Origin of the sequence: Henriciella sp. (assembly GCF_029936995.1) — a bacterium.
GTDB lineage: Bacteria > Pseudomonadota > Alphaproteobacteria > Caulobacterales > Hyphomonadaceae > Henriciella.
Map to the genome: position 1 here is coordinate 44546 of NZ_JAPYRE010000003.1, position 25062 is coordinate 69607.

Annotated in this window: 18 protein-coding genes; 9 read left to right on the forward strand and 9 right to left on the reverse strand. The window is 57.8% G+C overall.

Translation table 11 applies throughout. The annotated features are described in order from the left end of the window. Window positions 1–60: 60 nt before the first annotated feature. Window positions 61–414, reverse strand: a complete 354-nt coding sequence (gene tnpB, locus Q1K31_RS07375) for an IS66 family insertion sequence element accessory protein TnpB (RefSeq protein ID WP_290759900.1) — start codon at window positions 412–414, stop codon at window positions 61–63. Next, a complete protein-coding gene (locus tag Q1K31_RS07380) occupies window positions 411–1280 on the reverse strand; it encodes a transposase (protein ID WP_290759898.1) in 870 nt (289 codons plus the stop codon). Before Q1K31_RS07380 ends, tnpB begins: the two co-directional genes overlap by 4 nt. 250 nt (window positions 1281–1530) lie before the next feature. Here Q1K31_RS07380 and Q1K31_RS07385 point away from each other — a divergent pair, with 250 nt between their 5' ends. The 3 genes from Q1K31_RS07385 to Q1K31_RS07395 all read left to right on the forward strand — a co-directional run bounded on the left by Q1K31_RS07385 (window position 1531) and on the right by Q1K31_RS07395 (window position 5982). Beyond that, window positions 1531–3468: a DUF3363 domain-containing protein gene (locus Q1K31_RS07385; protein ID WP_300378344.1), complete on the forward strand. Its 1938-nt coding sequence runs from the start codon at window positions 1531–1533 to the stop codon at window positions 3466–3468. 114 nt (window positions 3469–3582) lie between these two features. Next, complete coding sequence (locus Q1K31_RS07390; protein ID WP_300378346.1) at window positions 3583–5550, forward strand: conjugal transfer protein TraG; 1968 nt, start codon at window positions 3583–3585, stop codon at window positions 5548–5550. A gap of 3 nt (window positions 5551–5553) precedes the next feature. Beyond that, complete coding sequence (locus Q1K31_RS07395) at window positions 5554–5982, forward strand: ribbon-helix-helix protein, CopG family (RefSeq protein ID WP_300378348.1); 429 nt, start codon at window positions 5554–5556, stop codon at window positions 5980–5982. A 325-nt stretch (window positions 5983–6307) separates the two neighbouring features. Here the strand turns inward: Q1K31_RS07395 and Q1K31_RS07400 are convergent, their stop codons facing one another. Next, window positions 6308–7750: an amidohydrolase family protein gene (locus Q1K31_RS07400; protein ID WP_300378350.1), complete on the reverse strand. Its 1443-nt coding sequence runs from the start codon at window positions 7748–7750 to the stop codon at window positions 6308–6310. An 86-nt stretch (window positions 7751–7836) separates the two neighbouring features. Here Q1K31_RS07400 and Q1K31_RS07405 point away from each other — a divergent pair, with 86 nt between their 5' ends. Genes Q1K31_RS07405 through Q1K31_RS07415 form a run of 3 tightly spaced genes read left to right on the forward strand, consistent with a single transcriptional unit; the run spans window position 7837 to window position 8694 of the window. Continuing rightward, window positions 7837–8076, forward strand: coding sequence for a hypothetical protein (locus Q1K31_RS07405; protein ID WP_300378351.1), 240 nt, complete (start codon window positions 7837–7839; stop codon window positions 8074–8076). A gap of 19 nt (window positions 8077–8095) precedes the next feature. Beyond that, window positions 8096–8509: a hypothetical protein gene (locus tag Q1K31_RS07410; RefSeq protein ID WP_300378353.1), complete on the forward strand. Its 414-nt coding sequence runs from the start codon at window positions 8096–8098 to the stop codon at window positions 8507–8509. After that, on the forward strand, window positions 8506–8694 hold the full coding sequence (locus Q1K31_RS07415; protein WP_300378355.1) for a helix-turn-helix transcriptional regulator: 189 nt from the start codon (window positions 8506–8508) through the stop codon (window positions 8692–8694). The genes Q1K31_RS07410 and Q1K31_RS07415 overlap by 4 nt, the downstream gene beginning before the upstream one ends. An 86-nt stretch (window positions 8695–8780) precedes the next feature. Here Q1K31_RS07415 and Q1K31_RS07420 read toward each other — a convergent pair whose 3' ends face one another. The 3 genes from Q1K31_RS07420 to Q1K31_RS07430 form a co-directional block, all read right to left on the reverse strand. Then, window positions 8781–9185 (reverse strand): response regulator, encoded by a 405-nt coding sequence (locus tag Q1K31_RS07420; RefSeq protein ID WP_300378357.1) that lies wholly within the window; start codon window positions 9183–9185, stop codon window positions 8781–8783. A 116-nt stretch (window positions 9186–9301) separates the two neighbouring features. After that, window positions 9302–12460, reverse strand: a complete 3159-nt coding sequence (locus Q1K31_RS07425) for an ATP-binding protein (RefSeq protein WP_300378359.1) — start codon at window positions 12458–12460, stop codon at window positions 9302–9304. 208 nt (window positions 12461–12668) lie between these two features. After that, window positions 12669–15194, reverse strand: coding sequence for a vitamin K epoxide reductase family protein (locus tag Q1K31_RS07430; RefSeq protein ID WP_367187556.1), 2526 nt, complete (start codon window positions 15192–15194; stop codon window positions 12669–12671). A gap of 242 nt (window positions 15195–15436) precedes the next feature. On the opposite strand from Q1K31_RS07430, the gene Q1K31_RS07435 reads away from it, so the two are divergent. Next, window positions 15437–16966 (forward strand): class I adenylate-forming enzyme family protein, encoded by a 1530-nt coding sequence (locus Q1K31_RS07435; RefSeq protein ID WP_300378363.1) that lies wholly within the window; start codon window positions 15437–15439, stop codon window positions 16964–16966. Window positions 16967–16974: 8 nt separating this feature from the next. Beyond that, complete coding sequence (locus Q1K31_RS07440; protein ID WP_300378365.1) at window positions 16975–17907, forward strand: D-2-hydroxyacid dehydrogenase; 933 nt, start codon at window positions 16975–16977, stop codon at window positions 17905–17907. A gap of 21 nt (window positions 17908–17928) precedes the next feature. On the opposite strand, the gene Q1K31_RS07445 is transcribed toward Q1K31_RS07440, so the two are convergent. The 3 genes from Q1K31_RS07445 to Q1K31_RS07455 all read right to left on the reverse strand — a co-directional run bounded on the left by Q1K31_RS07445 (window position 17929) and on the right by Q1K31_RS07455 (window position 23089). After that, window positions 17929–18420 carry a MarR family winged helix-turn-helix transcriptional regulator gene (locus Q1K31_RS07445; protein WP_300378367.1) on the reverse strand — a complete coding sequence of 164 codons (492 nt, stop codon included), beginning with the start codon at window positions 18418–18420 and terminating at the stop codon, window positions 17929–17931. Between the two features lie 14 nt (window positions 18421–18434). Next, the gene (locus Q1K31_RS07450; RefSeq protein WP_300378369.1) at window positions 18435–20423 is read right to left on the reverse strand and encodes a tetratricopeptide repeat-containing sulfotransferase family protein; all 1989 of its coding nucleotides are present in this window, start codon (window positions 20421–20423) and stop codon (window positions 18435–18437) included. Between the two features lie 77 nt (window positions 20424–20500). Further along, the gene (locus Q1K31_RS07455; RefSeq protein ID WP_300378371.1) at window positions 20501–23089 is read right to left on the reverse strand and encodes a TonB-dependent receptor; all 2589 of its coding nucleotides are present in this window, start codon (window positions 23087–23089) and stop codon (window positions 20501–20503) included. Between the two features lie 354 nt (window positions 23090–23443). Between Q1K31_RS07455 and Q1K31_RS07460 the strand changes: the two genes are divergently transcribed. Then, window positions 23444–25051: a BCCT family transporter gene (locus Q1K31_RS07460; protein ID WP_300378373.1), complete on the forward strand. Its 1608-nt coding sequence runs from the start codon at window positions 23444–23446 to the stop codon at window positions 25049–25051. Window positions 25052–25062: the final 11 nt, after the last annotated feature.

Here is a 25062-nt window from a genome sequence, read left to right on the forward strand (position 1 = left end):
CATGAATCGGCCCTGTGCAGGAGCGGTTTTATAGGGATTTCGCGTTCTTTTTGCTCGATTTTATCCAGCCAGCGCGGGCTTCCAGATCCGCTCGGGTGCGCGCCAGTCAATGCCCTCGATCAGCATGGCAAGTTGCGCTGGTGTGAGCGTGATCGAGCCGTCATGTCCGGCCATTATGGGCCAGACAAAGCCGCCCTGGTCGATGCGTTTCGTGAACAGGCAGAGCCCGTTTCCATCCCAGAACAGGATCTTCAGCATCGAGGCCCGCTTGCCCCGGAATGCAAACAGATGGCCGGAGAACGGATCCTTCTTCAGCACGTCCTGCACCAGCATGCTCAGCCCGTCGATCCCCTTGCGCATGTCGGTATAGCCGAGGGCGAGATGGACCTTTACGCCCGCCGGAACGATCATCATGAGACCGCTCCCTCGCGGGCCATTTCGAGGCGGACCACGTCCGGATCACTTCCCTCCGGCACAAAGACACGGGCCTCATTTTCCAGCGTTACGGACACCATGCCGGGCGGGGGCTGCACGAGGTCCATCGGTAAAACCATGCCCTCTGGGACCCGCACCGTGGCCAGCCTGGCTTTCCGGCCTATGCCGAACTCCACCCGCCAGCGGAACAGGAGGCCCGTGACGATCCCATGCTTGCGCGCAACGCCCGACACGCTGGCGCCCGGCTGGTCGCTTTCAAGGGCGATGGCAAGCTTCTGTTCGTCGCTGAAGAACCGCCGCGGCCGCTTGGCTGGAACGCCAACCGATGTCAAGCCGGTTTCGCCGACATTAGTGTTAGCACTAGTGCTAACGTCAGGGAGGGCGGCAGGATGAAGCCGTTGCCGCCAGTCGATCTCGAGTTCGCCGTCCTCGAACCGTCTTCGCCATTTCTGCAGGGCATGCCGGGAAAGATTCATCGCATGAGCGTAGTGGCGAAGGCTCATCCCGCTCCAGTTCAGCGTCTCCAGATGCATCGCCCAGAAGGCCTGGACAGCCTGGCTGCGCATGTCCGTTCGGGAGCCGAACCGGGGCGTCTGACGCTTGCCGGACCGGCCTTTTTCAAGGTTCTTCCGCGATTGTTCACGGCGCAGTTCGGCTTGATATTCCTCGTGTTTCCGCGCTTCTTCGCAGCCCATCAGATAGATCAGCCAGCTCGAAAAAGTGCGCCGGTTCAGCCCATGATCCCGGCAATAACGCGTGCGGGCAAGCCCGCTCTGACGCCAGGCTTCAACGTGCACGCTCCAGTAGGTCCGGTGCGCCGTGTTCTCAAAATGTTTCACATCCATGATCAACTCCTCACAAGGAAGGGAAGGCCAGATGAGGAACAATTGCGACCCGGAATCGAGGTGCAGGACTCGGACGGATACGGCGAACCCGTTAGGGCAAGATCAAACACCTGGCGCCAGGCCCTGCCTAACGCCTTGTCTGCACATCGTTTTTCAGGTGCCCTTTGTAGGGCTTCGAGACACCAGGGATTTTGCGCTTTCGCCTTTGGCTATCGGGACATGCCGGGGCGCCAGGCTGGAGGGGACAGTTTTGCCCGTCGATGATGAGTTCACGCCAAGGCTTGGCCGGATAGGGAATAGCAGGCGGGCCGGAGGCAACGGGTTTTCGAACGAGCTTCGACGGGCGAAGGCAAAGCTTGGCGGGAAGTCCGGGAATACACGATATACGGGCCGCCAGCTCGGTCGCGGAAGCGCAACTGCGAGACAGCTTGAATTCAGGCAACAGAGACTGGCAGCCTTCCGGATGCGGCGTGTCATTGTGAAATTCCATATTGCGCGGTCGGGTAAAGGGGGTGGGCTTGGGGCCTTTCGGGCGCATCTTCATTATATCCAGCGCGATGGTGTAGAAAGGGATGGACAGGGCGGTGATCTCTACGCTCGCGATGGAGCGACGCCGGATAGGTCTGCTTTCCTTTATCGCAGCGAGGTGGACCGCCACCAGTTCCGCATCATCGTTTCTCCGGAAGATGGCGTTGCGCTTGGCGATCTGCGCGAGAGTACCCGAGCGCTTATGATGCAGATGGAGCGTGATCTCGGCACCCGCCTCGACTGGGTGGCGGTTGATCATCACAACACTGGCCATCCCCACACGCATATTGTTGTCCGGGGAAAGGATGCCCGGGGCCAGGATCTTGTTATCGCCCCGGACTATCTGAAGTCCGGCCTCCGCCAGCGCGCGTCGGACATTGTTACTGAACGGCTGGGGCCGCGCCGAGACCTTGAGATCGCCCGCTCACGCCATGCCGAGGTACGACGCGACAGGCTGACCGCCATAGACCGGGCAATATGGCGGGATGTTGAAAACGGGACATTGAGTTTTGCCCGGGGCGCTTCAAACGCGGCGGAACGCTTTGATCGCAGTCTCAGGCTGCAGAGACTTGCGCACTTGCGGAAACTGGGTCTGGCAGAGCCGGTTGGCCATGACCGGTGGCGGCTGGTGCAGGACTGGGACCGGACGCTCGCCGAACTGGGCCGCCGGGGCGATGTCATCCGGACGCTGGCTCACCGGTTCGGGCGGGAGGACGGTTTGGAACGGCTCGCGACCTTTGATCCCCGGGTGGGCCAGGACATGACCCTGAGCGGATCCGTGCTGGCGGTCCTGCCTGACGATGAGTTGCGTGATCAGCGCTCTGTGGTTGTCGAAGATTTTGACGGCAGGAAGTGGCTGGTCGGCCTGGGCGACATCGAGCCCGGGGGCATTCCGCCGGAAGGGGCGATCGTCCAGATAGGGGGCCGAAAACCCCGGGCCAGGTCATCCGACCGCACAATTGCCGGCATGGCGAACGAGGCTGGCGGTTTCTATTCTGAGGATATTCATGCAGGCGCCGATCCATCCTCGAGCGCCGCATTCCGGCAGGCGCATGTCAGGCGCCTTGAATCGCTGCGCCGGGCCGGGCTCGTGAAGCGAATGCCGGATGGCACATGGCCTATCCCCGAGGATTATCTGGAAAAGGCCGCTGAATTTGAAGCTGGGCGCCATGGCAATGTTCGTTTGAGCGTGCGTTCATGGCTTTCGCTTGAGCAACAGACAGAACGTGAGGGCGCGACCTGGCTCGATGACCTCTCCGCCGGTACCCAGACAAGGCGCCTTGTGGCGGCCAGACGGGCACGCCTGGACTGGTTGCGGGAGCAGGGCTTTCTCCCGCCGGGCGAGCAGACACTTGGGCGGGACGCCCGAAGCCTGCTTGTCAGACGCGACCGGGCCCGTGCTGTCGCGCGGATTGCCGAGGCTTCAGGACGGGTCGAGGTTGAGCTCCATACGGGGGAAACGATCTCCGGGCGGTATGAGAGGCCAGTCGATCTGGGGGCTGGTCGCTATGCCATCATCGGAAATGCAAGACACTTTGCACTTGTGCCCTGGCGCCCCGACATCGAACGTCATCGTGGTCGCGACCTGGTTGCCCGGCGAACGGCGCAAGGCGTCTCCTGGACAATTGGCATACGCCGTCAGCGCGGGCGGTCCCGTTAAAGCCTTCGATGGCTTCGCAGCTGATTGCAGAGCCTGTCTTCGCGTCCGACTGGCTGAAACCCTCACACCTGCATGAAAATAGGGACTTGTTGACCAAAGCCTGAAGGTGCCTCCATGCGGCCCGGAAAAATCCTGCTCGGCCAGGTTCTGATCGTGTTCATTCTGATCCTTCTGACAATCTGGGGGGCGACGCAGTGGACGGCGCACATGCTTGGATACCAGCCAGCCCTGGGGCGTCCATGGTTTGTGGCTGGAGAAACCACGGTCTACCAGCCCTGGCGGCTTTTCCAGTGGTGGTATGCGTATGAGGCCTATGCCCCTGACGTGTTTGCCCGTGCGGGACTGATTGCTTCGAGCGGCGGGCTGCTTGGAATTTTCGCTGCCGTTGTCGGCTCGGTGATCAGAAGCCGCGACGCGGCCAACGTCACGACATATGGCTCGGCGTGTTGGGCCAAACCACGCGATGTGAAACGCCATGGATTGCGCGCGAAGAGTGGCGTGTTCCTTGGCAGGACAAAGCATGCCTATCTGCGCCATGACGGGCCTGAACACGTCATGGCGTTTGCGCCGACACGATCCGGCAAGGGGGTCGGGCTGGTCGTGCCCACGCTTCTCTCCTGGACCGGCAGCGCGGTCATTCACGATATCAAGGGCGAGAACTGGGAGCTGACCTCGGGATGGCGGTCCGGCTTCTCGACCTGTATCCGGTTCGACCCCACCGACCGGGCTTCGCCACGCTACAATCCGCTGCTCGAAGTGCGGCGCGGCGAATGCGAGGTGCGCGACGTGCAGAACATTGCCGATATCCTCGTTGATCCGGAAGGCTCGCTTGAGCGCCGCAATCACTGGGAGAAGACCGGTCATGCGCTTCTCGTGGGCGTGATCCTTCATGTCCTCTATGCTGAAGCCGACAAGACGCTGTCGGGCTGCGCGAAACTCCTGTCCGACCCGGACCGGACATTCGCTGCGACACTCACCCGGATGATGCGGACAAGACATCTCACCGACACTTCGGGCAACCGGTCGGTTCATCCCGTTGTGGCGCAAGTTGCGCGGGATCTTCTCAACAAGGCCGAGAATGAGCGTTCCGGCGTACTGTCGACCGCCATCAGCTTCCTGGCCCTCTATCGTGACCCTGTAGTGGCGGCTGTGACGTCTGCCAGCGACTGGTCACTCTTGAATCTGGTTGAGGGCACGCGGCCGGTCTCGCTTTACCTGGCCTGTCCGCCCTCTGACATGTCCCGGACGAAGCCATTGATGCGCCTGATCCTCAACCAGATTGGGCGTCGATTGACGGAAGAGTTGCCCGGTCCGGACCGGCGCAAACTGCTCATGATGCTGGACGAGTTTCCCGCGCTTGGGCGGCTCGACTTTTTCGAGAGCGCGCTCGCTTTCATGGCGGGGTATGGAATCCGGAGCTTTCTGATCGCCCAGTCATTGAACCAGATTGAAAAGGCCTATGGTCCCAACAATTCCATCCTGGACAATTGTCATGTCCGGGTGGCCTTCGCCACGAATGACGAGCGGACGGCCAAACGGATTTCCGAGGCGCTGGGCACCAAGACAGAGCTGCGTGCCCAGAAGAATTATACCGGCCACCGGCTGGCGCCTTGGCTGTCGCACATGATGGTGTCACGCCAGGAAACCCAGAGGCCATTGATGACGCCGGGCGAAGTGATGCAGCTGCCAGCCAGCGATGAAATTGTCATGGTGTCCGGTGCACCGCCCGTGCAGGCGAAGAAAATTCGCTATTACAAGGACCGTAATTTTACCCGACGGATCGAAGAGCCGGCTAGCGTCGTAATCGCTTCTCCTGATCCTTGTGATGACTGGTCAGGCCTTGGGCAGTATCCGTTAGGCACTAACGGCAGGGACCTGGCGTCTGCGGCTCATGAAGACGGCGGAATTGAACGCACGCCGGAGCTTGCAGGATTCCAAGCCGTGAAGACACCTGAGCTGGAACTCGACGCTGGGGTGCCAGAACAGGATGGAGCCGATCCAGCTGAGGCTTGCCATCTGGATACGGTCCGGCGGGCCATTGCGCTGGACCTAGCCGATCCCGATACCTTGCCGGATTTCTGAAGGATGTCGAAGCCCCGGATCAATCTGCGTCTGGCAGGCGATATTTACGCCAAGCTGGATGAGGCCACGCAACGGCCGGGCGCGACCAAATCAGCCATCATCGAGCAGGCGCTTCGGGAATATTTTGATCCGAAGATCAGGATGGGCCTGGAAGAACGCATTCTGGAGCGGCTTAATGCGGTTGACATCCGGCAGGGTGAGATCGAGCGCGATGTTGGCTTTACGCTTGAGGCGCTCGGGCAGTTCGTCTTTTACTGGCTGACACGAACCGATCCCCTCCCGGATGGAGAGCGTGATGCTGCGCATGCGCTTGGTCAAAGGCGTTTCGAATTTTTCGTTGAGCAGGTCGCGGCTAGAATCCGGCAAGGGCGCAGCGTGGCTGACCGCCTGAATGACTTGGAATCCGATGAATCCCGTAGTGGAGAAGATTAGATTCCTGTCTCAGCCCGTCCACACCACATCCTGACACGCCTTCGCAGATCTTCATTGTTCCATTTACTATGATTGACGCGATGTCCCAGATCATGTGCGGTATTGCCAGTACGCACTAAATTCATGTCAACGTTTACATGATTCGATCCATAAACTATTGAAAGTACAGGGAAAGATGTTTCTCGGAGCTGCTGACGGTAAAAGATATCCACAACATATTGCGATCTGTAATATCCACAACAGTATCCGTGGTTCGTTCATTATCGAGTGGGAGTAGGGCGCCCAGCCCCTCGCTGGGGGACAGGGCGCCCGTTTGTGTACGGAATTACTCTGTTTCCGGCGTGAGCGGACTCTGACTGGTCAGGTCGTCGAATGTGTAGGCAGTGCCGTTATTGAGGACGGTATCGACCTCTCCAAGGGCGTCGATGCGATCGACTGGATTAGCCTTCAGGAAGACGATGTCTGCTTCCAGGCCGGGTTCGATACGCCCGGTCCTGCCACCTATGCCAAGCTGGTCGGCGGTGGATGAGGTGGCCATTCTCAGGACATCCCAGACCGGGATGCCGGCATCGACGTAAAATCCGGCTTCCATCGCGTAATAGGGAAGGCCCCCGGAGGCATCGGTGCCGATCATCACCGGCAGACCCGCATCGTAGAGGCGTTTTCCAAACTCGAGCACGCGCGGAAAGACAGCACGGGCGCGCTTGAAGTCTTCCTCTGTCCATCCATAGACGCTGGCTGCGGTAAATTCCCGGAACCCGGTCAGGATTTCGGGATGAATGTAAGGGGCCCATTCATCGGGAATGAGCTGCGGATCATCGGCGTTGTAGACGAGGTGATTGACGATGAAGTTGAAGTTCAGGACGGTCTGGTTCTCGACCAGCGTGTCCACGAGTTCCTGAAAGAGCGGGCCGTCATAGTCGGCAAGCTCGAACCATTGATACATGAACTTCGAATTTGGCCCGAAGCCAGAGACATACGCCTCCCGTGCCTCTGGCTCCAGCAGGTCCGGACTGGTCGGAAGCGCATGCTCCAGCCCGTGAACCCCGAGTTCAGCCGCCGTCGTCCAGCTCACCATGTGGAGGTGCGCGATGGGTTTGAGGCCGACACGCTCAGCTGCCGCGATGCCTTTGGCGAGTTCGTCTTCGGTCAGGCTGACATAGAGTTTGAAATAGTCCATGCCGGCATCTGCCTGTCGTTGGGCTTCTGCGTCCCATTCAGCGTCGGATTGCGGATAGGCAAACGCCGCACCTCCCATCGGAGGTGGCTGAATGACTGAGCCCGCGTGGAGCGCTTCAGGGCCGATCCAGGCGCCACTGACGATGTTCTGGTCATAGGCTTGATTTGCTTCCGTGCTGCCGCCCGGGTTACGAACCGTGGTGATCCCGAAAGCCAGCGCCATCTTTGCGTTGAACCGCGTGATATCATCCCGGCTCTCGATCGTGACCAGAGGTGCACCGTCCACGAACTCTGTGCTGTGCGGTCCGGACGTGATGTGCGCATGCGCGTCAATCATGCCCGGCAGTGCGTACAGTCCCGCCATGTCATGCGATTGGGCGAAGTCGAATTCAGGCAGATCACCGGAGCCTGTCGCTGCAATGGTGTCGCCGTCCACGACCAGCCAGGCATCCTCGATGACTTCCTCGTTGACCGGATCGACGCGCGAAAAGCCATGATACAGCGTTGCCGTTTCGGTATAGTGGGTGGTCTGGCATCCGGTTAACAAAAGCGCGCTAAAGGCGGTGCAGGATAACAGGGATCTGATCATGAGAGGCTCCTTCGTTTGTAAAGAGCTCTTGACATCCATTCAGTTGACCGGCATGTCAAGAGCTCTTTACAAAAAGGAGTGCAAATATGGGTTGGAAACCGATTGCGTTGAGTGTGGTCTGGAGTCTGGTTATTGCAGGCTATATCGGTGTGTTTGCTTTCAAGGCGACAGGTCCTGACACAGAGGCGATGATTGTTGCAGCGACAGGGCTTGCCATTGGAACAGAAGCTGGCTTCTGGCTAACCGCTGGTATTCTCGGCATCGGTCTGCTTGAAAGCCGCAAGCGGGTCTTCGGAATGATCTCAAGGCCGTTCAAGCGCCAGTAGGAAAGCAGACGAAGGAAACATGGAACCAGAATCGCAATCTTCTGTCTCGCGCCGCCGTCGAAAAGCCGTCACTTACTGGATAACAGAGAGTGTAATGGCCGTGCTGTTTCTTGGCGCGTTTCAGGCTTCGATCACATGGTCCGGACAGGACATGTCTGCCGCGAGTCTCGCTTTTGCAGGCCTGCCAGCCCTCGTCATTACGCTGTGGGGACTTCTCGCGGCACGGCGGGTGCTGGCGCTGGAAGACTTCGAGCGCCGGGTGGCCGTGAACGCGTTGGCCATCACATTGCTTGTGACCGTCTGGTTCGTAACAGTCTGGGGGCTACTGTCACAATTCGCTGGGGTTGTTGAACTGAACAGCATTCTGGTTGCGCCGATCGCAGCTTTCACATGGCAGATCACCTGGTTTGTCCTGCGGGCGCGATATCTATGAAAAACCGGATGAAAGAACTCAGGACGGAGCGGCAATGGAGCCAGGCGAAACTGGCTGAGCTGCTTGATGTCTCGAGACAAAACATCATTGCTATCGAGAAGGAGAAATACGATCCCAGTCTCGCATTAGCTCTCAAGATCGCCAGACTGTTTGAAACATCTGTGGAGGCCATCTTCCTGGAATAGATTCACGAATGAGCGAAAAGTTAGGCGGCCTCTAATTGTGGCAAGCGGGAATCATGAATCAAGAAAGAGGTGGTAAGCAATCGGCTTCAGGCTCTTTTCTGCGTGCTGCTTTCACCGGTACGTTCGGAGATGAAACGTTGAATGCGCAGAACCAGGTCGTCTGGGTTGAAGGGTTTGGCGAGGTAATCGTTTGCCCCCAGACGCAGGGCACGCTCGATATCTTCTTCTGATCGCCGTGCAGTCAGCATGAAAACCGGAATCGAGCTTGTGGCAGGGTCCGACTTCAGGTGGCGCAGGGTTTCACTGCCGTCCATGCCAGGCATCATGCCATCGAGAATGATGAGATCCGGTGTGTTTTCTGAAACGTGCTGCAGCGCTTCTTCACCATTCGCAGCTTCCTCGACCGTAAAGCCCTTGTCGGAAAGTTTATAAACGACAAGCGTCCGCAGCATGCGATCATCGTCTACGACCAGAATGCGGGCTTGGGACATTGGGGTACTCCTGCAACAGATCAGATTTGTATAGATTCTGAGTGATGATTTTGAATTAAGTCTCGCCTCAAATTTTTCAGAACGGCGTTTATGACGGATTTACGGCCTGCTGTACTTCAGGCTGCAGCGGCTTTCTGGCTTGCCAGCACGAACTCGTCGACCTTCTGACGAAGTGATTCCACATCCGGCCTGGTCTGCCGGGCTTCTTCGAGGGCACGGTTTTCCAGATCAAAGGCGGCCTTTGAGACGTCGTCAAAACCGAAGCTGCCCGCTGTGCCGGCGATAGCGTGAGCCAGTGAGGCGACGGACTGTGCCGCGGTCGTATCCTTGCCGTGTTCCAGGATCGCGTCGAACTCTTCATGTATGGAAGCGAGATAGGTCCTGTACTCATTTTGCAGGGAGGCCATCATGTCATCCTGAGCTGGCTCGGCTGTTGTGTCATCCTTGGCAGGAGCATTCAGCATTCGGCGGATAAGACCTTTCATCCTGTCGAGATCGACGGGTTTTGGGAAATGCTCGTCCATACCGGCGTCTAGACACTCCCGGATATGAGAAGGCAGCGCGTGGGCCGTCAGTGCCACGATGGGCGTCTGGCTGACGGGCCCCTTCATGGCGCGGATACGCCGGGTGGCGCTCAGGCCATCAATGTCCGGCATCTGCACATCCATGAATATGAGGTCGAAGGCAGCGCCGGATTCAAGCTCAGCCAGGGCGGCTGTGGCTGAAGTGTACGTCAAGACTTCATAGCTTGTATGCTTGAGGCCATGCCGTATCAGGCTGAGGTTCATCTCCACATCGTCGACGACCATGATGCGCGCTGGCATGTCCGGTTCATCCCCGTGGCCCGTCATGGATGCCCTGCTTTTGACGACAGCTGGTTCGGCAGCGTCATAGGGAAGCGTCAATGTGACGGTTGTCCCTTCTCCCACAGTGCTTTCCAGTGTGAGGCTACCGCCCATAAGTTGCGCGAGAGAGCGACTGATCGAGAGGCCAAGCCCCGATCCACCATAACGGCGCGTGATGGTGGAGTCAGCCTGACGGAACCCCTCGAAAACGCGATCCAGCTTGTCTGCCGGTATGCCCGGCCCGGTATCTCGAACTGCGATCTCAAGTTGGTCGCCTACAATTCTGGCATTGACGTCAACCCGGCCCGATTCGGTGAATTTCGCTGCATTGCCGACCAGATTGGTCAGGATCTGACGCAAGCGGGTTTCATCCGCATTTATGTATACAGGGCTGTCTGCATACACATGTTGTGCGAGCACGGTCGACTTCCTGCCGCGTGCAGCCTCTACCAGGCTGACGACATCCTCCATGGCGTCGTTCAGACTGAAGGGCTGGTTGTCCAGCTCTATCCTGCCTGCCTCCACCTTCGAGAAGTCCAGTATGTCATCGACGATTTCGCGCAGCATGGTGCCAGCGCTCCGGATATTGTCGAGATAATCTGCCTGCTCGGCGTTGAGCTCGGTTTCGGAAACAAGTTTCGTGAAGCCAAGAATGCCGTTCAGGGGCGTGCGGATCTCGTGGCTCATATTTGAGAGGAAATCGGATTTGGCCTCGGTTGCCGCCTCGGCCTCACGCCGGGCTGCGGCAAGCGCATCTTCACGCTCACGCCGCTCGGTTACATCCCGCAAGGTATTGATCACGGACACTGCTTTGCCGTTTTCGTCACGGATGACCGTCGGATTACCTTCGAGCCAGATAATCCTGCCTTCCCCGTCGCGTACCCGATACTCCCGCCGGATATCCGGATCCGGCTTCTTGCCAGTGAAGTTCTCCCGGCCAATGCGGATGGCGAACTCCCGATCTTCAGGCACGACGAACTCGACCGTGCTCATGCCGACAGCTTCTTTCGGCGAGACACCGAGCCTGCGGCACGAAGGGGACGCGTAGATGATCTTGCCCCCTTTGGTGGTTTGCAGGACAATATCCGTGGAGTGCTCTGCGAGCATACGATACTGGCTTTCGCGCCGGGCCAGTTCTTCGTAGAGGCGCTTTTCTTCCGTAACGTCCTTGAAGACGCCGAAGATGCTCTCGACGTTACCAGCGTCGTCTTTCAGGCACTCGCCAAGCGATCTGACATTGCGCCTTTCGCCTGCGGGCGTAACAATGGTTGCTTCGAACTCCCAGCCCTTGCCACTTTCAATCCCTCTCTGGACGAATTCTTCGACCATAGGCCGGTCTTCATCGGTATAGAAGGCAACCGCATCGCCATAATTAGGATCGAAGTCGTCAGCGGTGACGCCGTGTATCTCATAGACCTGGGGCGACCAGTAAACCGATGAGGTTGCAGGATCGAGTGACCAGTGACCGACACCTGACATCTTCTCTGCCAGGCGGGCTTTACCAATGAGTTCCCGTTTGGCGAGGGCGCGCTTTTTCAATGAATTCGTAGAGCGCCTGAGTTGCTGGATGACACGGCTCCTGTCTGCCACGATCGCGCCAACGGCCAATGCGAGAATGGAGTTTGCAGCCAGAAAAAGCTGCAAGACCAGCACTCTGGAAGTCATGTCTGTTTCCATGAGTGCGGTCGGCCCCTTGCCGACAAGCGTTAAGGGGAGGGCAATCATCGTGATCCCAAGTAAGCCCAGAGCCGACGCCTTAATGCCATTGGAGAAGGCCAGGATCACCAGAACGGGTGGAACCAGGAAAAGCAGCGGATATTCCGACTGCGCGAAAACGCCGAAAGCGACGCTACAGACAAGGAGAAACTCTCCAGCGAACCTGAAGCTGGGCCGATAAAGCCTGAACCGCGCTGACTTGACCGAAATCGACCAGAGCAGGGGAACAAACAGGATGATGCCCAATGAGTCGGCAGCAAACCAGACGGCAGCCTCGCTTACTGGAAGCTGAACCCCGGTCATGGCCAGACTTGCCGCTGCAAGTGGCGTGGAGACGGCACAGGCGGCCAGCGCAGCGCCGAAAAGTTTCAGGATACCCGGCAGGCTGATCAGCTTGGGTCGGCTTCCAAATGCAAAGACCAGTGCCGCCGTGAGGACTTCAATCGTGTTCGCAAGCGTGAGCATCGACGCCCGCAGGAGACTGTCACCGGAATAAAGGTTTGTCGCAATGAGCCCACAGGCAAACCCCGAAAGTATGGTGAGGCTGGCCCCCCGCGGGCTTCTCAGGACGATGACCAGCGCAATGGCGTTGATCGGCCAGATTGCTGCGATCCGTCCCTCATCCCGGGTCAGGGAGATCGCCAGAGTTGCAAGGGCGAATATGAGGACGACCATGCCCAGGAACTGCGCAAACCTGACGAGGTATTTATTCATTCTGACGAGCATTTTGATTACACGGCAACTGTCTGACTTCCGGGATGGTCCCCACTTTACGCGGAAACTGGCCTGAAAATGCTAAGTATGTTCAGTTTCTTTTAGGTTACGAAATCTGTGCCGATTCAAGTTCAGCGTGTGCCGAGCATGCATTCCTCTACTGGTCCCGTGTCGCCCTTCAATGCCGGTGAGACGGGCAGGCGCTTCGTTAGATGAGATGTCTGCTCCATTCACCGAAACGGTGCCTGATCGGTCCCCTCGGAATGCTGAGGGCAATAATGGCAAGACCAACAAGCCCATCAGCCGCCATCTGTATCAGAGTTGCTTCCACGATGAACGGCATGAGGATAATGGCCAGCCCGAGAAAGATGTTGAGCAGGCGCAAGGGCCGGGCAGGTTCGGCCAGCGCGGCTACTGTAACGGTGACGACAAGTGCGCCAAGCAGGTGATCTGAATTGGCCAAGGCCCCGTCTGCGCCGAGCGTAAGGCGCGTGAACATCAACCATATGCCAAGCGCGATACTGACCAGCAGCGTCCACGGAAAGGTCATGCCGCCGCCGACCATGTCGGCGAGGATTCGTCCCGGCGGACGCTGGAAGTCATCTTCGGTACGATCATCCGGGCCGTCGTCACTGTCACCGCGGAAGAGGACCCACAGGACTGGCCGACCTTTCTTCTTGCGGCGAATAAGGAACTGAATGGTCGCGATCAGTTCGTCCACGGAATAGGGAATCTGGAAAAGCATGGCGGCCGCTGTCACGAGGCATAGCGTGCACCAGGTGCCAAGAATGATGGGCTGGATGATGATGAAAGTGATTGATACCGCGCCCAGCGGCACGATCATGATACCAAAGATCAGGACCAGCCACGGCATGGTGCGCCAGCGCCGCGATGAGCCGACCACGCCAATCAGGATTTCCAGCATATAGGTCAGGGCGCCAACGCCTGCATCCGGTACAGGCCAGGCTTTTGAAACACTCGAAGTGATGATCTCTTCGGTCCCATTTTTCCCGTCTCCGCCTACGCCTGAGAAGAAGGGCTCCCAGACCCCATCTATGTGACCAAGCTGGTAAGCCGTGAGATGTCGGGAAACCAGGAAGCCAAAGACGGCGAGTGCGATGATCGGTACACGCTGGAACCAGCTGGAGGGCGATGCATCCCAGCCGGGGGGAATGGTCGGGCCGGTTGCGGCGGCTGTTTCGCTTACACCGGGCGTAGGGCGGGCGAGAACGGCGAAACCGAAGATCAAGGCTCCGCTGATTGTCTGGTTCAGGTATACAGCGCCTGTAGGGGCCCAGAACAGGAGGGGCGCGAACATGATCCATGTGGCAACGGCTGCAATCAGCCACCGAACCAGCCTCAGCTTCCATGACAGGGAAAGAAAACCCAGTAGCATTACCACAATACCACTGATTACGTCACTCCAGACCAGCGGGACGGAATTATAGACAATCATGGCCGGGCTGGTTGCCAGCCAGGCGCCCATCACGATGTTGAGGAATGGCGCCCAGATAAAATTCCGGTGCAGGCGAATGGATTCTCCTTCTGAGTCCCTGCGAACTTTTTCGGGATCATGGTCTTCTTCGGTTGCGGCCGTCAGCCAGGAGGGCGGCGTTATGCCATTGGTCTCATACCACTCGACCGGATCATTCTTGAGGCTGGCAACCATGTCAGGAAGTACGTTACGCAGCCTGTATTTTGGCTCCCAGTCGAGAAGCCTGCGCGCTCGTTCAATATTGAGCTCGTAGTGATCATCGGCCATGTCGACCATGAATGGCCGGATGAAGGGTTTCTCGCCGTGGTCGATGTCATCCGGGACGACCGGTTCGGACTTTGCTTCCAGCCAAGCGCCGACGGCTGCGAGCGGTTTGGGCAAGGTGAAAGTGCGCCACTCTGTCTCTCCGTGGATGAGCCGGGCAAGTTCGTCCTGCAATTCACCGTAGCTGAGGGTCTCTGGCTCGCCGATGAGGATGGTGTTTTCTTCTGGCAGGTTTTGACGGCGCTCAACAGTCCGTTTGAAAGCCTCGACCATGTCGGCTTTGTGCACAAAGGCCTGCCCCACATCGAGTGACCCTGCATAGGCGTGCCCGTGCGGATCTCGCTCATAGATGCGTCGGATCTGTTCTGACAGGGTCGGGACAGCGGAATGTTCGTCATAGACACCAGCAAGGTGCAGCAGCGTATACGGTATATCGCCGTGCGATTGCCGGATGGCTTCTTCGGCAGCCGCTTTCGATTGCGGATAGGCCCATTTCGGATTGAGCTCGGTTCCTTCCGAGATCGGCATGCCCGGATCACTGGCTTGGTGCACCAGCATCGTACCGGAATAGATGAAGCGGCCAACTTCAAAATCTTGCAAGCCATTGAGCAGGCTGCGGGTGCCCTCGACATTCAGCTTTTTGTAGAGAGGATGCTGCTCTCCAGTGAAGTCAAAGTAGGCGGCCAGATGAATCACAGCGGCTATCTTGCTGCCGTGATCTTCACGGATCCTGCCGAGCGCTTCCTGAATCGAATTATCGGAGGTGAGGTCACAGGGAATCAACTCGCAATCTGCTTTCTGACCGGGCACATCAAGCCCGATGATCCGGAAATTCTGTCCCAGTGCTGCGACCAGCGCACTCCCTAATGCGCCAGCGGCACCCGTGATAACCAGCAATGGGTGGTGACTATCTTTGGTCGTCGAGTCTGTTCTGCCAGTTTCTGCTTGATTATTTTCGTCCACTGAAAATTCCATGTCCCTGAACTCGAGGGAGCGTCCCTGAATACGTACCTCGTGGAATTTCTCGAACGTTCGGGACAATGGAGCGTTCCAGCCCATGCAGGCCTGCGCCGGATGTTGAGCTTACAGGTATCCGGGTACATGGTTGATGTCTGGCGGTAGTTCCTGACGCCGTGGCTGAGAAGAACAAGCAAGGGAAGCGCTGGTCTCTGCGTTGAAACCTTGGCCTGTTGCTGGCCTGTGTGGATAGTGGTGCCATGACGACGACGTATGCAGACCTGATCAATCGTGGTGGCCTCGCGACACCTGAAGACACCGCGCTTATATTCGAGGATCGCTCGCTGAGCTTTGCCGAAGTCACCAGGCTGACAAACCAGTTGGTGAACGTACTGCTCGACCAGGGGCTAAAGCGCGGCGACAAGGTAGCGCTGCTGCTCAATAACGGCCTTTACAGCGTGCCGGTTGATTTCGCCTGTGCGAAAATGAGTCTAAACCGTGTGCCTCTCAACGCGCGACTTTCGGTGCAGGAACATTCCCGAATGCTGGCCGACACCGATTGCGGGACGCTTATCCATGGAGCTGATCTGGCAGACCGTGCACAGGCGCTGAAAGAGATGCTTCCCGAACTCCAGTGCCTGCCACTTGGGGATGGCAGTGGCGGCGGCTTGCTTGGGGAGGCTGAGCAAGCCAGTTCTGTGGATCCTGAGATACCGGTGGAAGAGGATGATGTTGTCCTGACACTTTTCACATCAGGCACAACAGGCACGCTGAAAGCGGCCCAGCATACGCAGGGCTCGTATGCGGCGATATGCAGGAACGTACTGCTCAATCTCATCAATGTGCAGCCGGGAGATACGATGCTGCATGCTGCTTCGCTTATTCACGCAAGCGGCGTATTTGTGTTGCCCTACTGGCTGCGTGGCGGACGCACGGTCATCATGAGTGCCTTCGAGCCGCGGGAATACCTTCGACTGCTGGATGTGCATGAAGTCACAGCCATCAACCTTGTGCCGACGATGTTACAGATGCTGCTGGGGCAGCCAGGTTTCACGGAAGCTGGAAAAGGCCATTTGCGTCAGGTGATCTATGGTGCCTCGCCAATGCCGCGTCCTGTGATCGAAGAGGCCATGGCCGCATGGGGGCAGGAGCTTTTCTGGCAGTATTATGGACAGACGGAGTGTCCACTTGCGGTCGCCGTACTTCGTCCAGAAGATCATGAGGGCGATGCATTGGGAGCTTGTGGACGCCCTGCACTAGATGTGGCCATCCGTCTTGTCGATGACGCAGGCAAGGATGTTGCTCCAGGTGAGATGGGCGAGATCGCGGTGCGTGCCCCGCAGCGTATGCTCGGCTATTACGATGCCCCCCAGCTCAATGTTGAGACATTCATGGAGGGCGGCTGGCTGCGTACGCGGGACATGGGCGTGTTTGATGAAGGCGGGCTTCTGCACCTCAAGGACCGTACATCGGACATGATCATAACCGGCGGCTACAATGTCTATCCACGGGAGGTCGAAGATGTACTGATGGCGCATCCGGCCGTGGCTGAGTGCGCCGTAATTGGGATCAAGGATGAGAAATGGGTTGAGGCTGTCACAGCAGTCGTTGCGCTTAAGGACGGTGTGAAGGCAGCGGCCGACGACATCATCGCCTTTACTGCTGAACGAACGGCCTCCTACAAGAAGCCGCGCGGTGTCGAGTTTGTTGAGGCAATCCCCAAGACAGCTGTCGGGAAATTGAACCGGAAGGCCTTGCGTGATCAGTTCAACGAAAACAGCGCGGGTTGAGCGAGCGAATGGCCTGGACGCGTGACGACATAACCCTGCGAATCCATGACAAGAATGCTCCCGAAATTCGGGCCGCAATCGCGGAGCGTTTCCCGGACTTGCGCTTTTCCGATGGGCCTTTTGAAACATCAGGGCTGAAAGTTCTGCTTGGTTTTCGCCCGCCAACGGATGAGGCGCTGGAAAGCTATGACTGGGTTCATGCGGCCGGGGCAGGTGTGGATTATCTATGTGACGCGATCACTGACATCGATATGGCACCGGTCATCACGCGGACAACGGGGCGGATGGGGGAGCAGATTGGCGAATACTGCCTCGCTTATGCTCTGGCCCATTTGCAGAAGATGCGGTGGCGGGAGAATCTGGCGCGAGACCGGCGCTGGGACAAGCAGGGCGCTGTGGCGGAGCAGCTGTTCGATTGCCGTGTTGCCATACTGGGCACAGGCGCTATCGGAGCCAGTATTGCTAATATTTTCAGGTCCTTGAGCGCAAAAGTTCTCGGGTATTCTCGCAGCGGTACCCCGCGAGAGGGGTTTGACGATGTGATGACCTTTGCTGATCCCGAGGGGCTGGAGCAGGCAGACATCGTCATACTCGCGCTTCCATCGACACCGGATACAGAAGGTGTCGTTGGCGCTGGCATGCTGAAGGCGCTGAATAACGCGCTTCTCATCAATATTGGCCGCGGGGCGACGCTGGATTCCGGCGCGTTGAGGCAGGCGCTGGCAGACGGCAATATTGCTGCAGCCATTCTGGACGTATTCGAGGTCGAGCCTTTGCCGGAGGATGACTGGCGCTGGGCGCATCCGGATGTCACGGTGACGCCTCATGTTTCAGGGCCGACGCGGACGGTGGATACGATCGAACGTTTTTGTGAATTGCTGGAAGCTTATATGCAATCAGGCGAGCCGCCTGCTTCAGTGGATGTGAAGAGAGGCTATTAGCCGTCGAGCCCAAAATCGCATTCAGGGACGGGCAGGTTCGTCGAAAAGGCCGACATCAAGAATGGGTTCGGAGTCGGTGATTTCTGAACGGGCATCGACGATCTGCGCCACACGTTCGAGTGTAGAGACGATCATTGAGCGCTCCCACTCCGGCAAGTCCACAAAAAGAAGTTCGAAGTGATCCTGAAGCGGGTTTGGCGCCGAGCGCAGGACATTTAGGCCAGCCTCTTCCAGAACGAGAACAACACGGCGGCCATCCGCCTCGTCCTTCTGACGGCTGACAAGGCCGAGACGTTCCAGCTTGTCTATCAGGGATGTGATCGACGCATTGCTCAGGGCTGTCATGCGGACAAGCTCACCGGCTGTGGCAGACCGGACCCCGGACAGGAGCTGTAGAACCTTCAGCTGTGAAACGCTCAGGCCCGTGGCCTGAGCCAGCGACCGGGCGTAGAGCTCAGTCCGCCGCTGGATGCGGCGCAGTGCAATGAGGGCGTCTGTGGTCTTCTGATCCATGGAACGTGCGTATTTCAGGTGTTGTTGCGATTTTCCAGAGCTGCCTTGAGCGGGCCGAGATGGCTTTCGAATTTCTGCCATTGATCAAGGCCTGCGCGGCTGATCGGCTGGCGTACCTGTTCGGAGCTGGCTGTTCGTACGGCGCGGTGGGTCTTGTGGAAGTCGACACAGGCCTGCTCGAACGGCAGGTTACAATACTCGAGGATGCGTCGGACCTGCCCTTCAAGGTCCTCCACGACATCCTCGTGTTGTACGCGAAGGACCCTGCCAGGCAGGACGTTGTCCCAGTGATCCATGAGGTCGACATAGCCGCGATAGTAGTGCCCAATGTCTTCGAGGCTGTAGCTGAATTCCTGTCCTTCCGCGAAGAGCTGCTTGAATCCTGAAAAGCAGCAGGCCATCGGCTCGCGGCGGGCATCAATGATCTTCGCGTTTGGCAGGATCATGTGGATGAGGCCAATATGCCTGAAATTATTGGGCATCTTGTCTGTAAAGAATGGCGCCCCCTGACGGTGGATCGCGGTATTCTCGATATAGTCCCTGCCCAGAGCTTCGAGCTCTTCTTCAGGTAAGTCATGTAGAATACGAGGATAGCGCTCGCGGTCAGTCACCTGTTTGCGTCCGCGCAGCCCATGGGCGAGCGAAAGAATGTTGGGCAGCTCCAATGTGCCATCGACCTGGCTATGGGAAGCGAGGATCTGCTCGATAAGGGTCGAGCCCGCCCGCGGGAGGCCGACGATAAAGATCGGAGCAGGGTCTTCATGACCGGTGCCGGCCTTCATCTCGAACAGGTCGGCCGTGCAGTGACGTTTCTGTGCGGCAAACTCTTCCTGCATCTGTTCAGTCGTATAGCGGGTCTGGATTTTCTTGAGCGCGTTGCCTTCACTGTAGTTGGAGAAGGCTGCATCGATATCGCCCTTGTCCTCGAACGCCTTGCCGAGCGCGAAAGCGATGTGGACCCTGCCCATGAAGGAGAGGTTCGGGTCCTGCTTGGCAGCGAGCATCGTTTCGATGTCCTGGTCCTTGAACCTGAACGTCTTGAGATTTGCGAGAGCGTACCATGCATCGCCATGTTGCGGATCGATCGAGACAGCTTTCTGGTAAGAAGCGATTGCGTCATCTGTTCGGCCAGCCGTCTTCAATGCGTGGCCACGGGAAGTCAGCGTTGAGAGGTCATCAGGCAGGCTTGCCAGGACCTCATCGAAGACAGAAAGTGCCTTGTCGTACTCGCCCGCCTGCATGCACTCGATGGCGTAGATAGATCTGAAGACCGGGCTTTCCGGATCATGTGCCAGCAGTTTCTCTGCCTGAGCGAGCGCGGCTTCGTATTTCTGGCGTTTACGAAGGACTTGAATGTGATCGATCTTCAGTTGCGGATTGTCTGGCTGGAGTTCGATAGCCGTTTCGAGCAGGAAATCGGCATCTTCATGCACGCCGAGCCGGGTGCCGATGTCCGCCAGAAGCCGCATGCCTTCAATATGGCGCGGGTTCTGCTGCATGAAGGCACGGACAATGCGCTCGGCGTGAAGGACACGGCCTTCATGAATGAAGTTGGTGACGGCCAGAAGTTCACGGGGCAGCTGCTGAAGGCGTTGGCGTTGAGCGGCGCATTCCTGGGCAGAAGCTGTGTCTCCGAGAGCCTGGTTCAGTTCCGTGAGGGCTGTCCAGCTGGCGATCAGGGCAGGATTGTAACGCACGGCCCGCTGGAAAGCGGTTCGCGCCTCGGCGGGTTTGTCCAGCTGGCGCAGGAGATGGCCTTCTTCCTGGAAAGCACGACCAAAATCTGGCGCAACGCGTTTCAGCCTATCGAGAAAGCTGAACGCCTCTGCATGCCGCTCGCGGTAGCGGGCCGTGGCAGCGGCCATGTATAGCGCGTCCTGGTTTTCCGGCTCACCGGTGAGGAGATCGTCCAGGCGGCCGGCGGCCTCATCGAAGCGGCCAGCCTGCATCATTGATTTTACTGCCTTAAGGCTATCGGCATTGGACGTGGCTTCGGTGGTCATGGTCTTCCGTCACATAAAAATGCAGCGCCCCGATTAAACGGGGCGCTGCGGATGGGTTCAAGGCTGCGAATGCAAACCTAGTAGTCGTACTGGAGACGCAGGCCGATCGTACGTGGCCGCATGGGCGTCACACGCTCACGGTCGAAGATGAAGCTGCCGCTGAGTTCGGCATACTCGTTCGTGAGGTTCGTTGCGAACAGTTCTGCCGACCACTGGTCAGCCGATACACCGAGCGTGCCACCAAGCGTGGTGTAGCCATCGATCTCCATCTTGTTGATCTCGATGATGTCGGTGAACGAGCTGTCCGAGAAGACAACTTGCGGCATGACGTGAGCGCGCAGACGCTGACCGGCGATCTCCTGCTCAAGGTCCCACTCATAGCGAAGACGCAGATTACCCTGATAGGAAGGGGCGAAGGCAAGCTCGGAGCCTTCCTTCACATCTTCGGTCGGGACCAGGACTTCCTTGACCTCGGTATCGAGCAACGAGAAGGCACCGGCAAAGGTGAGGCCGTCAATGGCCCTCGGCGCCCATGTAAAGTCACCCTCGATCCCCTTCAGTTCGGCGTTCGCTGCGTTGTCCGAATAGAAAAGGTTCACGATTGACGGATCAAAGATCGTGGTCTGGAGACCTTCAATGTCGACGAAGAAAGCTGCGCCGTTGAAGCGGAGTGAATTGTCGAGCAGCTCGGTTTTCCAGCCAATCTCGTAGTTCTTCACGTCATCGGTGTCGACGGCATAAGGCACGACATAGTCACCAGGACCTTGCGTGCCGCCGGGGCGGTTCAGCAGACCGGCGCGGAAACCTTCGGAATAGGTGCCGTAGAAGAGCAGGTCTTCTGTTGGTGTCCACTCACCCGTGACCTTGTAGATCACACCATCCGTGGCAGCCTTGTCCGGGGCGGCTTCAGGTCCGTTCGGACCGTAGATGAAGGAGATGTTGGTGCCGAACTGCTGGGAGTCCGTATCCTGGCCAAGATTGCCGAAGGACGAGTTTGCACTGCCTTTCAGGTCAACCTCGATATCGTACCAGCGCGCACCGACTGTCAGGGCAAGCTGGTTGCTGATGTCGAAAGTGGTCTCACCGAAGAGGCCGAGTTTCTTGTCGGTACGAAGTACATCGTTACGGAAGCCGACTCCGGACGGGAAGGGGCCTGCTTCACTGAAGTAACCCGGGAATGCCGAGTTGATTTCGCCAGTTACATCCGTGTTTGTCAGCGGGTAGTTCGGCGCGAAGCCGGTCTCGCCGTTGAAGCCTTCGACAACAGCTGTGCCCGGATAGACGTAGTCATTACGCTCTGCCAGTTCGAGATCGCTGTAGAATGCACCAAAGGTGGCGCGGATGCGGTGCTCATCCGGCGTGTTGAAGCGCAGTTCGTGTGTCTGGACCTCGGTTTCCGAGTGGGAAACCACAGAGAGGTTCGGCGCGTAGCATGTGCCTGATGGCGCGTTGCCGGCACCCGGATAGCTCACGGAGGCGTCACAGATATAATAAGGCAGGTACTGACCGACGAAGAGGTAGTCGGAATAGTCGACGACCTGGTCTGTCGTGCGCTCGGTGTAGGCACCGGTATAAACGGCCTCGAGAGCGCCGATACGGCCTTCAAGTGTCCATGAGGTGTTATGGAACTTGTCTTCAAGCTCCTCCGGCGTGAAGCGAGTGATGTCGTAGTCATCAAGCTCAGGGTCAGCGGAGAAAACACCGTCGGCATCGATCTTCTGCTGCGAATGCTGGATCAGGAGGTCCCAATCCTCATTGATGAGATACTTACCGCTGAAGCGGAACCCCTGATAGTTGACGTCGTTGATGTCGTCTTCAGCAATCGTTCCGTTGTCTGCCGGAATGAAGTTTACGTTGGAAAGGTCAGCGCCTGCCTGGAAGCCACCACGGCGCGGCTGGACAACTGTACCATTGGCGCGGACCGTCCCGGCTGGGCGAAAACGGGCCGACTCCTCGACAGTCAGCGTGCCGCCGACATTGTCGATATAACCGCCTTGCGTGTCATTGTAGACGACTGCACGGAGTGCGAGCTTGTCATTTACGGGCACGTTGATCATGGCTTCGACACTGTTGCTCATCTCACCGCCATCGGTGAAAGAGCTTGAGGTCTTCAGCCCAGCGTCAAAGCCTGTGAAGTCAGGCTTGTTCGTGATCATGCGAACCGTACCGGCCTGTGAACTGGCACCGAAAAGTGTACCTTGAGGGCCGGAGAGAACCTCGACGCGCTCGATGTCGGCGGCATAGACGTCCAGGTTACGGCCCGGCTGTGCCAGCGGCTGCTCATCAAGATAGAAGCTGACATTCGGTGCGAGACCGGCAACGCCTGCAACCGTCAGGTTAGGCGTCGTCGATGCGAGGCCGCGAATGTAGATTGTGTTCTGGCCAGGACCGGAACCACCGGCGGTCACGCCCGGAAGCTGGACGAGATAGTCGGTGAAGTTCTTGACGCCCAGCTGGTCGAGTTCGATCTCGCCGAGTGCATTGACGGTCACCGGGATGTCCTGCGCGCTCTCGGTACGCTTGGTTGCGGTCACGGTGACGGCTTGCAGCCGGCGGTCCTGCTGGGCAGCCGGTTGATCGGTGCTGGCTTGTTGTGCCACGGCGGGGACGCTTGTCAGCAATGCCCCTATGGCGAGCAAGGATGCTCCACCCCGAAGTGTGTTCATGGATATTCCCCATCATTGTTCAAACTGACGTCTATGGCCCGTCAAGAAACGGAGCCTGAAGCGACGGTAGCGCCATTAAAAAATGGACAGGCGCTAAGCCAGCGTAGCAATTAGGGTGATATTTCGATTCGTAAAAGGATTTCGGCAGTCGTCACCAGGTTGCAGTTGATCCATGTTAAGGGTAGCATAAAAAATAATACGTAAAATCAATGTGCTGTCAGATAGTGACAGATATGTCACATGTGGAAGGAATGTTTTGTTGCTTGGCGTTACCTTGCATATGTGGTCGACAGCTCAAACAGAATTACTTCGACAAGCAAATGAATTGATACCGACGCCACGGGTGAGCTTCTTATGAGTGATGCAGATTATCAATCTGAATACGAGACCGATTACGAGGTTGGGCAAGACAATGTCATGTGGATGGGACTGGACATTCACAACCCGGTTTTCTTCCTCAGTGCCGGACTGGTCATTCTGTTCGCGATCGCTTCGCTGGTCTTTCCAGATGCGACGGCTGTCGGCCTCGAGTCTTCACGAGGGTGGACGCTTGAGACCTTTGACTGGTTATTTGCAGTTACGCCCGTTATCCTAATCTTCTTCTGTCTGGCGCTTGCCATATCACCACTCGGTCGTATCCGGCTTGGTGGGGTCGATGCCAGACCGGAATTTGCGGTCCATTCATGGATTGCCATGCTATTTGCCGCCGGTGTCGGCATCGGGTTCATGTTCTATGGTTCGGCAGAACCGCTGGCGTATTATTCAGACTGGTTCGGCACACCTTTCAATGTCGAGCCAGAGACCGAACAGGCGCGCCGGCTCGCTTTCAGTGCGACGCTTTTCCACTGGGGCGCGTCAGCGTGGGTTGTCTATGCCGTTGTTGGTCTGGCGCTCGGGTTCTTTGCCTATAACAAGGGTCTGCCGCTGACGATCCGTGCGGCTTTCTATCCGATCTTGGGTGAGCGCGTCTGGGGCGTCTGGGGACATGTCATTGATACATTGGCTGTGATTTCAACGGTTTTCGGGCTGGCGACGACGATCGGTATCGGCGCAACACAGGCCAGCAGCGGTCTGGCTTACCTGCTTGACCGTCCTGTCACACTTGCCATGCAGATCGGGCTGGTGCTCAGCATAACCGGTCTGGCTGTGATCTCGGTCCTGCGGGGTATGGATGGCGGTGTGAAGCTTCTGTCCAACATAAATATGAGCATTGCGCTGGTTCTGATGGTGTTTGTCTTCATCCTTGGCCCGACGCTGACCATCATTACAGGCTTTGGCCAGAACCTTCTGGCTTATATTGTCGATGCGCCGGCTCTTTCGAGCTGGATCGGGCGGAACGATCAGGCCTGGTTCCATGACTGGACGATATTCTATTGGGCCTGGTGGATTTCCTGGTCGCCTTTTGTCGGCATGTTCATTGCCCGAATTTCCCGCGGGCGCACGGTACGCGAGTACATGACCGTGGTAATCCTGGCGCCGATCGCAATCAGCGTGATCTGGTTCACGACATTCGGTGAAACAGCCATCCAGCAGTTCGAGAACGGCCAAGGAGACCTGGCAGAGGGCATGACGACTGCTTCCATGACGCTTTTCCAGATGCTGGACAGCATGCCGCTGGCTGCGATTACTTCTGCCGCGGCGATCTTTCTGCTGGTTGTGTTCATCGTGACATCAGCAGACTCCGGTGCATTGGTTGTTGATGCGATCACGTCTGGCGGAAAGACCGATGCGCCTGTGCCGCAACGCGTCTTTTGGGCCTGTATGCTGGGGGTTACCGCCTCAATGCTGCTGTACGGCGGTGGCAAGGCGACGCTTCAGTCGCTTCAGGCTGGGACGATTACGGCAGCCTTGCCTTTTACTTCGATTGTGCTCGCCTGCTGTATCAGCCTGTATCTTGGCATGCGTGACGAACTGAAGGTCATGAAAGCCAATGAGGACGTTACCGACACACCCGCTGAATAGCCGAACCTGGC

Bases quoted from the DNA above. Each gene is read 5' to 3' on its own strand.
- Q1K31_RS07450 (WP_300378369.1), bottom strand. From the start codon at position 20,423: ATGACCACCGAAGCCACGTCCAATGCCGATAGCCTTAAGGCAGTAAAA.
- Q1K31_RS07400 (WP_300378350.1), bottom strand. From the start codon at position 7,750: ATGATCAGATCCCTGTTATCCTGCACCGCCTTTAGCGCGCTTTTGTTA.
- Q1K31_RS07405 (WP_300378351.1), top strand. From the start codon at position 7,837: ATGGGTTGGAAACCGATTGCGTTGAGTGTGGTCTGGAGTCTGGTTATT.
- Q1K31_RS07460 (WP_300378373.1), top strand. From the start codon at position 23,444: ATGAGTGATGCAGATTATCAATCTGAATACGAGACCGATTACGAGGTT.
- Q1K31_RS07415 (WP_300378355.1), top strand. From the start codon at position 8,506: ATGAAAAACCGGATGAAAGAACTCAGGACGGAGCGGCAATGGAGCCAG.
- Q1K31_RS07445 (WP_300378367.1), bottom strand. From the start codon at position 18,420: ATGGATCAGAAGACCACAGACGCCCTCATTGCACTGCGCCGCATCCAG.
- tnpB (WP_290759900.1), bottom strand. From the start codon at position 414: ATGATGATCGTTCCGGCGGGCGTAAAGGTCCATCTCGCCCTCGGCTAT.
- Q1K31_RS07395 (WP_300378348.1), top strand. From the start codon at position 5,554: ATGTCGAAGCCCCGGATCAATCTGCGTCTGGCAGGCGATATTTACGCC.
- Q1K31_RS07420 (WP_300378357.1), bottom strand. From the start codon at position 9,185: ATGTCCCAAGCCCGCATTCTGGTCGTAGACGATGATCGCATGCTGCGG.
- Q1K31_RS07455 (WP_300378371.1), bottom strand. From the start codon at position 23,089: ATGAACACACTTCGGGGTGGAGCATCCTTGCTCGCCATAGGGGCATTG.
- Q1K31_RS07435 (WP_300378363.1), top strand. From the start codon at position 15,437: ATGACGACGACGTATGCAGACCTGATCAATCGTGGTGGCCTCGCGACA.
- Q1K31_RS07410 (WP_300378353.1), top strand. From the start codon at position 8,096: ATGGAACCAGAATCGCAATCTTCTGTCTCGCGCCGCCGTCGAAAAGCC.
- Q1K31_RS07380 (WP_290759898.1), bottom strand. From the start codon at position 1,280: ATGGATGTGAAACATTTTGAGAACACGGCGCACCGGACCTACTGGAGC.
- Q1K31_RS07425 (WP_300378359.1), bottom strand. From the start codon at position 12,460: ATGAATAAATACCTCGTCAGGTTTGCGCAGTTCCTGGGCATGGTCGTC.
- Q1K31_RS07440 (WP_300378365.1), top strand. From the start codon at position 16,975: ATGGCCTGGACGCGTGACGACATAACCCTGCGAATCCATGACAAGAAT.
- Q1K31_RS07390 (WP_300378346.1), top strand. From the start codon at position 3,583: ATGCGGCCCGGAAAAATCCTGCTCGGCCAGGTTCTGATCGTGTTCATT.
- Q1K31_RS07430 (WP_367187556.1), bottom strand. From the start codon at position 15,194: ATGGAATTTTCAGTGGACGAAAATAATCAAGCAGAAACTGGCAGAACA.